Genomic DNA, 11098 nt, shown 5'->3' with positions numbered 1-11098 from the left:
CCCTTCACGATCCCGCGCCCCCGGCGATCCCGCGCCCCCGGCGATTCCGCGCCCTTCACGACCCCGCGCCCCTCACGATCCCGCGCCGCTGGTGGGCGGTCAGTCCTGGAGTTGGGCCCAGACCTCGCGGTCGCGCTCGGCCGTCCAGATGCGGGGGCGCTCGACGCCGTCCAGTTCGTCCCAGAGGCGGGAGACGTCGAACGGCAGGCAGTGCTCAAAGATGGGCCAGCCGCCGTAGGCGGGAGCGAGCGCGGCGTGCACGGCGGTGAAGGCGTCCTTGAGGGTGCCGCCGCGCTGCCGGGCGCCGCCGACCTCGCGGAGCATCGTCTTCAGGAAGTCGCGGGTCTGGGTGATGGCGGCGCGGGACGCGGCGCGGCCGTGCGCGACGGCGCCGCGCCCGCCGACGAGGGTCTCCGCGCCGAACGAGGCGACGTGGTCGAGGGTGCCGGACGCCCAGTCGCGGTGGAAGGCGTCGCCGGTGTAGAGGGCGGCCTGGGTCTCCACGAGGTCGCCGGCGAACAGGATCCGCCGGCGGGGCAGCCAGGCCACGATGTCGCCCTCGGTGTGCCCGCGCCCGCAGTAGGCGAGGTCGAGGTCGCCGCGGTCGCCGCCGAGGTCGATGGTGAGGGTGCTGGAGAAGGTGAGGGTCGGCCAGGTGAGGCCGGGGATGGTCGCGGGCTCCTTGAACAGCCGGGGCATCCGCCCGTACTCCGACTCCCAGTCCTGCGCGCCGCGCTCGGCGATGAGCGCGCGCGTGCGGTCGTGGGCGATGACGACGGGGGCCTGGAAGGCGCTCGCGCCGAGGGTCCGCACCGCGTGGTAGTGCGACAGCACGAGGTAGCGGATCGGCTTGTCGGTGTGGGCGCGCAGGATCGTCAGCCAGTCGCGGGCCGCCGCGGGCGTCGCGAGCGCCTCGAAGCAGACCAGGAAGTCCTCGCCTTCGACGGCGCCGATGTTGGGGTCACCCTCGGCCGTGAGCGCGTACACCCCGTCGGCCAGGACCTCCAGGGTCTGCGCCTTGTCGTCCAGGTCCGCGGACGATGCGAACGGTCTGGGCATCGTTGCCCCCTTCGCAGTCGTGGCCGCGCGTCGCTCGCGTGGGCGCGGCCGATCACGCGCAGGGTTCATTCCACGGCGGAGGGGCCGATAACCGTCCGGACCGGGATCTACGCGGGCGGGACGGTCCAGGTCTCGTGCGGGTGCCGCCACCGCGGCCCTTTCCGGACGTCTGAGATGCCGCCTCGCCGCCGGACGTCTGAGATGCTGTCGTGCTCGCCGATCGGGTCCTCCCCCGCCGTGGCGACCGCTCCCGGGCGGGTAGGGAAGATCATGGATGGAAACGCGCGAAGGGGAGGAAGGGGAATCGTGTCCCGCAGGAGCGGCCGGCGGCGCCGGAGCACGGGGGGTCGAGGGTGAACGCCGTCCTCGGCCTGCTGGCCGTGCTGGTGCTGACCGCCGCGACCGGCTACTTCGTGGCGCAGGAGTTCGCGTTCGTCACCGCCGACCGCCCGCTGCTCGACCAGCGCGCCGCCGAGGGCGACCGGGCGTCCGCGCGGGCGGTGCGGGTGATGGAGCGCCTGTCGTTCATGCTGTCGGGCGCGCAGTTCGGCATCACCGTCACCGCGCTGGTGGTGGGCTTCATCGCCAAGCCCGCGCTCGCCGACCTGATCGGCCCGGCGCTGCGGGCGGCCGGGGTGCCGGACGGCGCGGCCGGTGGCGTCGCGGTGGCGCTGGGGTTCGCGCTGGCCACGATCATCCAGATGGTGCTGGGCGAGCTGCTCCCCAAGAACCTGGCCTTGGCGAAGGCTGAGCCGCTGGCGCGCGCGCTGGCCGCGTCGACCCTCGTCTACATGGCGGTGGCATCGCCGCTGATCCGGCTGTTCGACGCGTCCGCGAACCGGCTCGTCCGGGCGGTGGGGATCGAGCCCGTGGAGGAGCTGCACCACGGCGCGACGCTGGAGGAGCTCGGCCACATCATCGGCGAGTCCGGCGAGCAGCTCCAGGAGGGCCACGCCGACCTGCTGGAGCGGGCGCTGGCGTTCTCCGAGCGCGACGCCGAGGAGGTCATGGTGCCGCGCGTGGACGTCGTGACCGTCCCGGCGTCCGCCCGCGCGGGCGAGCTGAGCGAGATCATCGCCGCGAGCGGGCATTCCCGCTACCCCGTGGTCGGCGCGAGCGTCGACGACGTCGTCGGCGTCGTGGGCCTGGACGAGCTGATCCTGCTCGCACCGGAGGAGGCGGACCGCACCGAGGTCCGCGCCATCGCCAGGCCGCCGCTGCTGCTGCCGTCCTCGCTGCCGCTGCCGGACGTGGTGCGCCGGCTGCGCGGCGCCCCCGTCCCGCTGGCCTGCGTGGTGGACGAGTACGGCGGCTTCGCCGGGCTCATCACCTGGGAGGACGTCGCCGAGGAGCTGGTCGGGGAGATCGCCGACGAGCACGACGCGGACGAGGACCTGGCGGTCAGGCGCGGCGAGTGGTGGACGACGGACGCGGGACTGCGGGTGGACGAGGTCGCCCACGAGACGGGCATCGACCTGCCGGAGGGCGACTACGAGACGGTCGCGGGGCTGCTGCTCCAGCGGCTCAGGCGGGTCGCGCGGCCGGGGGACGTGGTCACCGTCGAGCTGCCGCCGGCCCGGCTGGACGAGCCGCCGCGGACGGCGGTGGTGGAGGTGCTGACCGTCCACCGGCACGTGCCGGAGCTGATCCGCGTCCGGACGGTCGAGGGGGACGGGTGGAGCTGACCCTGGGCGCGCCGCTGACGCTGGCGCTGCTGGCCGGCAACGGGTTCTTCGTGGCCGCGGAGTTCGCGCTGATCGCGGCCAAGCGGCCGCGGCTGGAGCGGGCAGCCGCCGGGGGCAGCCGGGCGGCGGGCGCGGCCGTCGCGGGCATCGAGGAGCTGACGGTGACCCTCGCGGGGGCGCAGCTCGGCATCACGATGTGCTCGCTCGGGCTCGGCCTGGTCTCCGAGCCGGTGTTCGCCGAGACGCTGGCGCCGCCGCTGCACGCCGCGGGCCTGCCCGGCGGGGCGTCGCACGCGGTCGCGTTCGTGCTCGCGCTGGGCCTGGTGACGTTCCTGCACATGGTGGTCGGGGAGATGGCGCCGAAGTCGTGGGCGATCGCCGACCCGGAGCGCTCGGCGACGGTGCTGGCGCCGCCGTTCCGCGCGTTCACCGCGCTCGTCCGTCCCGTCCTGGCGGCGCTCAACGCCGTCACGAACCTGCTGCTGCGCGCGGCCGGGATCCGCGTGGACGCCTCGCGGAACGTGTCGCGCACGCCGGAGCAGCTGCGCACCATCGCGGTGGAGTCGCGGCGGCTCGGGCTGATCGAGGAGACCGACCTGTCCCTGATCACCGCCGCCCTGGACGCGCCGCGCGCGCCGCTGGCGGGCCTCGTCGTCCCGGCCTCGCGGATCGTGTCGGTGCCGGCGTCGGCGACCCCGCGGGAGGTGATCGAAACGGCCGCGCGGACCGGCATCATCCGGATCATGCTCCGGGACTCCGGCGCCGGGCGGTCGGGGCAGGCCGGGCAGGCGCGGATGGTGCACGTGCGGGACGCCTACCTGGCCCGCGCCCGGGGCCGGGAGACGCCGGCGGGCGAGCTGGCGCACCCGGTTCCGGTGATGCCGATCGGCACGCCGGTGGGCGAGGCCGTCGCCACCCTGCGGGCCCGCCACAGCCAGCTCGGCCTCGCCGTCGCCCCGGACGGACGGCTCGCCGGGCTCGTCAGCCTCGACGACCTGCTCACCACGCTGCTGACCGTCGCCTGATCCCGGTCGGCCCTCGCCCGACCCCGGCCGCATGTCAACTTCGGTTGACATGATCGCGGTGTCAACCTACATTGACAGACATGAGCGATGGAGTGACGCTCGCCCAGGAGGCGAGCAGCCGGGATCCCGCCGTCGGGCTGCGGGCGGTGCGCGCGCTGCGCGAGCTGGCCGAGCGGCTGGAGGCCCTCCAGGTCGCCAGTGCCCGCGAGCAGGGCTGGTCCTGGCAGGAGATCGCGACCTGCCTCGGCGTGAGCAGGCAGGCCGTCCACAAGAAGCACGGCGGCGGGCGCCGCCTGCTCAAGAAGGAGGCGTAGGGGATGTTCGAGCGTTTCACCCAGGGCGCGCGGAACGCGGTCACCGGCGCGCAGGCGCAGGGGCGCGCGCTGGGCCACCACCACATCGGCACCGAGCATCTGCTGCTCGCGCTCCTGGAGGGCGGGGACGCCACCGCGGGCACCCTCGGTCGGCACGGCCTGGACGCCGGCGACATCCGGGCCCGGATCGCCCGCCTCAGCGGCTCCCCCCTCGACCCCGAGGCGCTGCGGGCGATCGGCATCGACCTGGACGCCGTGCGCGAGGCCACGGAGGAGGCTTTCGGCGAGGGCGCCCTGGACGCGCCCGCCGGGAAGCCGTGCCGCCCACCCAAGGGGCACATCCCGTTCACCCCCAGGGCGAAGAAGGCGCTGGAGCAGAGCCTGCGGCAGGCGATCCGGCTGAAGCAGAAGCACATCGCCAGCGGGCACGTCCTCCTCGGCGTCCTGCACGACAAGGAGTTCCTGGCCGTGCGGCTGGTGACGGAGGCGGGCGCCGACCTCGGCGCCCTGCGCGCCGACGTCACGCGGCAGCTCACCTCCGAGGCGGCCTGACCCTTCCGGGCGGGCCCCCGGGCGCCGGTCCCCGGGATCTGTGATTACTTGGGATCCATGGGCGCATTGCTGGATTCCCTTCGAGACCGCATCCCGGGCGGCCGGATCGTCGCCGATCCGGACGTGATCTCCGCGTACGCGCACGACGAGGCGCAGTGGGCGCCCTACGGGACGCCCGCCGCGCTCGTCCGCGCCGGTTCGACCGAGGACGTGCGGGCCGTGGTGACCGTGTGCGCCGGGCTCGGCGTCCCGATCGTCCCGCGCGGGGCGGGCACGGGCCTGTCGGGCGGCGCGAACGCGCTGGACGGGTGCGTGCTGCTCTCCCTGGAGGCGATGGACGAGATCGTCGAGATCGACCCGGTCGAGCGGCTCGCGGTCGTCCAGCCGGGCGTGGTGAACGACGCCCTGCGGCTCGCCTGCGCGGAGCACGGCCTCTGGTACCCGCCGGACCCGGCCAGCTCGCCGTGGTCGACGATCGGCGGGAACGTCGCCACCAACGCGGGCGGCATCTGCTGCGTCAAGTACGGCGTGACCCGCGACTACGTCCTGTCCGTCCAGGCGGTCGTCGGGCGCGGCGAGGTCGTGCGGCTCGGCCGCCGCACCGCCAAGGGCGTCGCGGGGTACGACCTGTGCGGCCTGATGGTCGGATCCGAGGGCACGCTCGGCGTGATCACCGAGGTCACCGTCCGGCTGCGCGGCGCCCGCGCCCCCGAGCGCACCGTCGTCGGCTACTTCGACGACCTGCGGACCGCGGGCGAGGCCGTCAGCGCCGTCATCGCCGCCGGGATCGTCCCGAGCGCGCTGGAGCTGGTCGACCGGCACTGCCTGCGCGCGGTCGACGCGTGGCGGAACATGGGCCTGTCGGCGGACGCGAACGTCCTGCTCCTCGGCCGTGGCGACCTGCCGGGCGAGGCGGGCGAGGCGGAGGCCGACGCGATGGCGCGCCTGTTCAAGGAGGCGGGCGCGACCTGGAGCGCCCGATCGGAGGACGAGGCGGAGGCCGAGGCGCTGTTCACCGCCCGCCGGCTCGCCTATCCCGCGCTCGAACGGCTCGGGCCCGTCCTCACCGAGGACGTGTGCGTGCCGCGCGCGCTCGTCCCGGAGATGCTGGCCCGCATCGAGGCCGCGGCGGTCGAGCACGACACCCATATCGCGAACATCGCGCACGCCGGGGACGGCAACCTGCACCCCCTCATCATCGCGCCCGCCGGCGACGACGCCGCCCGCGAGCGGGCCCAGCGCGCCTTCGACCGCATCGTCGCGGACGCCATCGCGCTCGGCGGCACCGTCACCGGCGAGCACGGCGTCGGCCTGCTCAAGCGCCGCGGGCTGCACGACGAGCTGGAACCGGAGGTCATCGCCCTGCACCACGCGGTCAAGGCAGCGCTGGACCCGGCGGGCGTCTTCAACCCCGGCAAGGTCTTCGGCGACCCCGCCTGAGCAGCCCCCCGGGCGCCCGTGGCGCTCGCGGCCCCGTCGTCACCGCGCCATGTAGTCGGCGAGGGCGGCGGCGCAGGCGGCCCTGCGGCGCGGGTCGTTGGGGAACCGCTTCCGGCACTCGGCGGTGACCCAGGCGGGGGTGGCGGGCGGCGCTTTCGGGGCCATGTGCGGCGACGACGGCCGGGGCGCCGGACGCGGTCGAGGGTTCCGCGCGGGCCTCGGGCGCGCCGGGCTCGCGGCGCCGGGCTCAGGCTCAGGACGCCCGTTGCGTCCGTCCCGCCCGTCCTGCCCGGGGCGGCCGCGTCCCGCCGCCTCGCCGTCCGGGAGGAGGGCCTTCCCGCTGGTCGCGGGGCCGCTGGGCCTCGGCGGGTCGGGCAGGGGCGGCACCGGTGGCGGCGTCGGCGTCGGGACGGCGTCTGGCGTCACGGGGTGCGCCGGGGGCGTGCGCGCCATGCCGTAGACGACGACGGCCACGATCCCGGCGGACAGGACGAGCGCGAGGGCGACGGCAGGGAACTGCCGCGGCATCCGGAACGCGCGACGGCGCTCCGGGCGCCGATGCTCCGCGCGGTGGCGGCGCGCGCGGCCCGGGGGCTCGGGTGCGGCGCGCGTGTATCCGGCGGGCGGGACGTCGCGTGAATGGCGCACCCTCCAATGGTCACGGTCAGTGCCTCTTCAAGCACACAAAATCACCGCAACCGTTGCCACCTCGATACCGGAGCGGGTCCGCCGCCCTCGGCGCCCGGGTCACCGGCCCGCGAGCAGTTCCAGGACGGGGGCGAAGTCCTCGGCGAAGGGCGCGGCCACCGTCACGTACGACACGCCGAGTTCGTCCCGGCGCCGGGTGAGCGTGTCGGCCATCTGGCGGGGCGTCCCGGAGAGCATCGCTATCGCGCCGGCGGACGACAGGGCGGCCGCGTCGACGCCCATCCGCGTCCGCAGCCACTCGGGCGGCTCGTCGCCGACCACGTGGACGCTGGTGCACAGCTCCACCTCGTCGAACCGCCCGCCCGCCGCCTTCCGCACGGTGCCGACGAGATCGGCGAGCCCGTCGTCCCCGGTCAGCGGCGGGACGCCGAAGGCCACGGTGTCGGCCCGGCGCGCGGCCAGCTCCAGCATCCGCGGACGGGACGCGGCGACCAGCACCCGCGGCGGACGGCCCGTCCCCGCGAACAGTCCCTCCGCCGGACGCGCGGCCGCGTCGATCACCTGCCCGACCCTGGCGATGCGCTCCGCCGCGGAGCCGTAGGGCACGCCGAGCAGCTCGGCGTCGGCCCCGCCGCCGGGCCGTCCCGCGCCGATCCCCAGCTCGAACCGGTCGCCCGTGGCGAAGGCCAGCGACGCCGCCTCCCAGGCGATCATGTTCACCGGCCGGGTCGCCGTGTTGAGCACGAACGTCCCCACCCGCAGCGACGCGGCGGCGCCCGCCGCAACCGCCAGCGCCACCGCCGGGGCGGGGGTGCCGGTGGTGTCGGCGGTCAGCAGCGTCGCGTACCCGAGCTCCTCGGCGCGGCGCGCCAGCCCCGCCCACGCGGCGCCGTCCCGCGCCCCCGCGCCCATCAGCCCGAACCGGAACCGGCGATCACCCATGGCCCACTCCCCTCGCGTCCCGCCCATTATGAGTGAGCACTCACTCATTCGTCAATCCGCCAGCACCGGCGGGGTGCGCGGGGGCGATGGTCAGCGGGGGATCACGTCGAAGCGGCGCAGGGACAGGGCCGGGTTCTTCTCGCGGACGGCGGCGACGCGCTCCGGGGAGACCTCCCCCGAGGCCGTGCCGGAGCCCTCGCCTAGCGACGCGACGATCACGCCCATCGGGTCGACGATCATGCTGTTGCCGGCGCCGGTCGGGGCGCACTGGTCGGCCGCCGCCACATAGATGGTGTTCTCGATCGCGCGGGCCCGCACCAGCGTCCGCCAGTGGTCCTCCTTGAGCGGCCCCGGAACCCACTCGGCGGGCAGCGCCAGCACGTCGGCGCCCGCGTCCACGATCCGCCGGGTCACCTCCGGGAACCGGACGTCATAGCAGGTCTGCATCCCGAACGTCACGCCGTCGACCGTGAACGTCTCCGGATCGGCGATCTCGCCGTGGCGCACCAGCGCCGACTCCTTGTACCCGAACGCGTCGTAGAGGTGCATCTTGCGGTACCGGGCGGCGATCGTCCCGTCCGGCCCGGCCGCGACGAGCGTGTTGGAGATGCGGCCCGGCTCGTCCAGCCGCTCGTTCATCCCGGCGACGACGTGCACGCCGTGACGGCGCGCCAGGTCACCGAGCGCGGCGGTGAACGCGCCGTCCAGGGGCTCCGCCGAGCGAACGAACCGCTCGTCCATCCGCGACGCCGTGAACATCGCGAACTCGGGCAGCACCACGACCCGCGCGCCGCGCCCGGCCGCCTCGTCCACGAGCTTGCGGACGGCCGCCAGGTTGCCGTCCTTGTCCTCACCGGGCGCGAACTGCGCCACCGCCACCTGCACCATCTACCCGTCCCTCCCGCTCAGAGCCGGTCCACGCCCGTCACGCGGACGACGGCCTCCCCCGCCTGATCCGACCCCGCCAGGTCGATCTCGGCGGAGATCCCCCAGTCGTGGTCGCCCTCAGGATCGTCGAAGACCTGCCGGACCCGCCAGAGCGCGTCGTCCGGTACCTCCTCGATCTGCAGCAGCTTCGGCCCGCGCGCGTCGGGGCCCGTGAGCAGCTGGTCGTGCTCGGCGAAGTAGCCCTCCATCGCCTCCGACCATCCGCCCGCGCCGAACTCGGGATCCAGCTCGCCGAGCTCCCCGTACCGCTCCATCGCCGCCAGCTCCACCCGGCGGAACAGCGCGTTGCGCACCAGCACCCGGAACGCCCGCGCGTTCGCGGTCACCCGCGTGACCCGCTCCTCGATCGGCTCGTCGAGCTCGTCGGCGGGGTTCGCGAGCTGCTCCCACTCGTCCAGCAGGCTGGAGTCCACCTGCCGCACCAGCTCGCCCAGCCACTCGATCAGGTCGATCAGGTCGTCGGTCTTGATCGACTCCGGGACGGTCTGCTGCAGCGCCTTGAAGGCCCCCGACAGGTACCGCAGCACCAGCCCCTCGCCCCGGGCCAGCTCGTAGTACCCGATGTACTCGGTGAACGTCATCGCCCGCTCGTACATGTCGCGGACCACCGACTTCGGGCGCAGCGGATGGTCGCCCACCCACGGATGCCCGGCCCGGTAGATCTCGTACGCGGCGTCGAGCTCCTCCTCCAGCGGCTTCGGGTGGTCCACCTCCTGGAGCAGCTCCATCCGCTCCTCGTACTCGATGCCCTCCGCCTTCATCTCCTGGACGGCCTCGCCGCGCGCCTTGTTCAGCTGCGCCGCGATGATCTGCCGGGGGTCGTCCAGCGTCGCCTCGATCACCGACAGGACGTCCAGCGCGTACGAAGGCGACGCGGGGTCCAGGATCTCGAACGTCGCCAGCGCGAAGGTCGACAGCGGCTGGTTCAGCGCGAAGTCCTCCTGGAGATCAACGGTGATCCGCGCGTACCGTCCGAGGTCGTCCGGCTCCGGGAGCACCTCCACGACCCCGCCCGCCAGCAGCGACCGGTAGATCGCGATCGCCCGCGCGATGTGCCGCCGCCGCGCCGCCGGCTCCTCGTGGTTGTCGGTGAGCAGCCGCTTCATGCCCTGGAACGCGTTCCCCCGCCTCGCGATGACCGACAGCAGCATCGCGTGACTGACCTGGAACCGCGACCGCAGCATCTCCGGCTCTGCGTCCTGCAGCTTGTTGAAGGTGTCCTCGTCCCACCCGACGAACCCCTCCGGCGGCTTCTTGCGCTGCACCTTCCGCCGCTTCTTCGGATCGTCCCCGGCCTTGGCCAGCGCCTTCTCGTTCTCCACCACGTGCTCGGGCGCCTGCGCGACGACGAACCCGACCGTGTCGAACCCGGCCCGGCCCGCGCGCCCGGCGATCTGGTGGAACTCCCGCGCCCGCAGCCGCCGCACCCGGTGCCCGTCGTACTTGCTGAGCGCGGTGAACACGACCGTCCTGATGGGGACGTTCACACCGACGCCCAGCGTGTCCGTCCCACAGATGACCTTCAGCAGCCCCGCCTGCGCGAGCCGCTCCACCAGCCGCCGGTACTTGGGCAGCATCCCCGCGTGGTGCACCCCGATCCCGTGCCGGACGAACCGCGACAGGTTGCGCCCGAACTTCGTGGTGAACCGGAAGTTGCCGATCAGCTCGGCGATCCGGGCCTTCTCCTGCTTGGTGCACACGTTGATGCTCATCAGCGACTGCGCCCGCTCGATCGCCGCGGCCTGCGTGAAGTGCACCAGGTACACCGGCGCCTTCTGCTCGGCCAGCAGCTCCTCGATCGTCTCGTGCAGCGGCGTGACCCGGTAGTCGTAGATCAGCGGGACGGGCCGCTCCGCCGAGGTCACCAGCGCCGTCGGACGCCCCGTCCGGCGCGCCAGGTCCTTCTGGAAGAACCCGACGTCCCCGAGCGTGGCCGACATCAGCAGGAACTGCGCCCGCGGCAGCTCCAGCAGCGGGATCTGCCACGCCCACCCCCGCTCGGGCTCGGCGTAGAAGTGGAACTCATCCATCACGACCACGCCGATGTCGGCGTCCGCGCCGTCCCGCAGCGCGATGTTGGCCAGCACCTCCGCCGTGCAGCACACGATCGGCGCGTCCGCGTTGACGCTCGCGTCCCCCGTCATCATGCCGACGTTGTCACGCCCGAACATCTCGCAGAGATCGAAGAACTTCTCCGACACCAGCGCCTTGATCGGCGCCGTGTAGAACCCCACCTGGTCCTTGCCGAGCGCCGCGAACAGCGCCCCGGCCGCCACCAGGCTCTTGCCCGACCCGGTCGGCGTCGAAAGGATCACGTTGGCGCCCGAGACGACCTCGATGAGCGCCTCCTCCTGCGCGGGATACAGCGTGATCCCGCGTCCCGACACCCATCGCTCGAACGCCTCGAACAGCGAATCGGGATCGACGTCGTTTCCAGAGGGCAGCTCATCGATAAGGCTCACCCCTCCATCCTGCCCCTCTCCCC

At 74.0% G+C, this 11098-nt stretch carries 10 protein-coding genes; 5 read left to right on the top strand and 5 right to left on the bottom strand.

From position 1 onward, the window contains the following. Positions 1-99 precede the first annotated feature (99 nt). A complete protein-coding gene (locus tag E1298_RS37105) occupies positions 100-1059 on the bottom strand; it encodes an MBL fold metallo-hydrolase (protein WP_131901806.1) in 960 nt (319 codons plus the stop codon). A 353-nt stretch (positions 1060-1412) separates the two neighbouring features. On the opposite strand from E1298_RS37105, the gene E1298_RS37100 reads away from it, so the two are divergent. The 5 genes from E1298_RS37100 to E1298_RS37080 all read left to right on the top strand — a co-directional run bounded on the left by E1298_RS37100 (position 1413) and on the right by E1298_RS37080 (position 6075). Then, positions 1413-2744: a hemolysin family protein gene (locus E1298_RS37100; protein ID WP_131901804.1), complete on the top strand. Its 1332-nt coding sequence runs from the start codon at positions 1413-1415 to the stop codon at positions 2742-2744. Beyond that, a complete protein-coding gene (locus E1298_RS37095) occupies positions 2735-3769 on the top strand; it encodes a CNNM domain-containing protein (RefSeq protein ID WP_131901802.1) in 1035 nt (344 codons plus the stop codon). Before E1298_RS37100 ends, E1298_RS37095 begins: the two co-directional genes overlap by 10 nt. Positions 3770-3849: 80 nt before the next feature. Further along, positions 3850-4083: a helix-turn-helix domain-containing protein gene (locus E1298_RS37090; RefSeq protein WP_131901800.1), complete on the top strand. Its 234-nt coding sequence runs from the start codon at positions 3850-3852 to the stop codon at positions 4081-4083. Positions 4084-4086: 3 nt separating this feature from the next. Then, positions 4087-4635 carry a Clp protease N-terminal domain-containing protein gene (locus E1298_RS37085; RefSeq protein WP_131901798.1) on the top strand — a complete coding sequence of 183 codons (549 nt, stop codon included), beginning with the start codon at positions 4087-4089 and terminating at the stop codon, positions 4633-4635. Positions 4636-4692: 57 nt separating this feature from the next. Beyond that, a complete protein-coding gene (locus E1298_RS37080) occupies positions 4693-6075 on the top strand; it encodes an FAD-binding oxidoreductase (protein WP_131901796.1) in 1383 nt (460 codons plus the stop codon). Positions 6076-6114: 39 nt separating this feature from the next. On the opposite strand, the gene E1298_RS37075 is transcribed toward E1298_RS37080, so the two are convergent. The 4 genes from E1298_RS37075 to E1298_RS37060 all read right to left on the bottom strand — a co-directional run bounded on the left by E1298_RS37075 (position 6115) and on the right by E1298_RS37060 (position 11075). Further along, positions 6115-6723 carry a hypothetical protein gene (locus E1298_RS37075; RefSeq protein ID WP_131901794.1) on the bottom strand — a complete coding sequence of 203 codons (609 nt, stop codon included), beginning with the start codon at positions 6721-6723 and terminating at the stop codon, positions 6115-6117. 99 nt (positions 6724-6822) lie between these two features. Then, positions 6823-7665, bottom strand: coding sequence for an LLM class flavin-dependent oxidoreductase (locus tag E1298_RS37070; RefSeq protein WP_131901792.1), 843 nt, complete (start codon positions 7663-7665; stop codon positions 6823-6825). A gap of 90 nt (positions 7666-7755) precedes the next feature. Beyond that, positions 7756-8553: a carbon-nitrogen hydrolase family protein gene (locus tag E1298_RS37065; protein WP_131901790.1), complete on the bottom strand. Its 798-nt coding sequence runs from the start codon at positions 8551-8553 to the stop codon at positions 7756-7758. Between the two features lie 17 nt (positions 8554-8570). Next, entirely contained in the window at positions 8571-11075 is a 2505-nt protein-coding gene (locus tag E1298_RS37060; RefSeq protein ID WP_131901788.1) for a DEAD/DEAH box helicase, read from the bottom strand. Positions 11076-11098 lie beyond the last annotated feature (23 nt).

This window comes from Actinomadura rubrisoli, assembly GCF_004349215.1.
Lineage (GTDB): Bacteria > Actinomycetota > Actinomycetes > Streptosporangiales > Streptosporangiaceae > Spirillospora > Spirillospora rubrisoli.
Note: the sequence above shows the minus strand (reverse complement) of the source record. Positions and strands in the feature narration are given on the sequence as shown.

Excerpts from the sequence above, each read along its gene's own strand:
- E1298_RS37090 (WP_131901800.1), top strand. The coding sequence starts at position 3,850 with ATGAGCGATGGAGTGACGCTCGCCCAGGAGGCGAGCAGCCGGGATCCC.
- E1298_RS37080 (WP_131901796.1), top strand. The coding sequence starts at position 4,693 with ATGGGCGCATTGCTGGATTCCCTTCGAGACCGCATCCCGGGCGGCCGG.
- E1298_RS37085 (WP_131901798.1), top strand. The coding sequence starts at position 4,087 with ATGTTCGAGCGTTTCACCCAGGGCGCGCGGAACGCGGTCACCGGCGCG.
- E1298_RS37065 (WP_131901790.1), bottom strand. The coding sequence starts at position 8,553 with ATGGTGCAGGTGGCGGTGGCGCAGTTCGCGCCCGGTGAGGACAAGGAC.
- E1298_RS37070 (WP_131901792.1), bottom strand. The coding sequence starts at position 7,665 with ATGGGTGATCGCCGGTTCCGGTTCGGGCTGATGGGCGCGGGGGCGCGG.
- E1298_RS37105 (WP_131901806.1), bottom strand. The coding sequence starts at position 1,059 with ATGCCCAGACCGTTCGCATCGTCCGCGGACCTGGACGACAAGGCGCAG.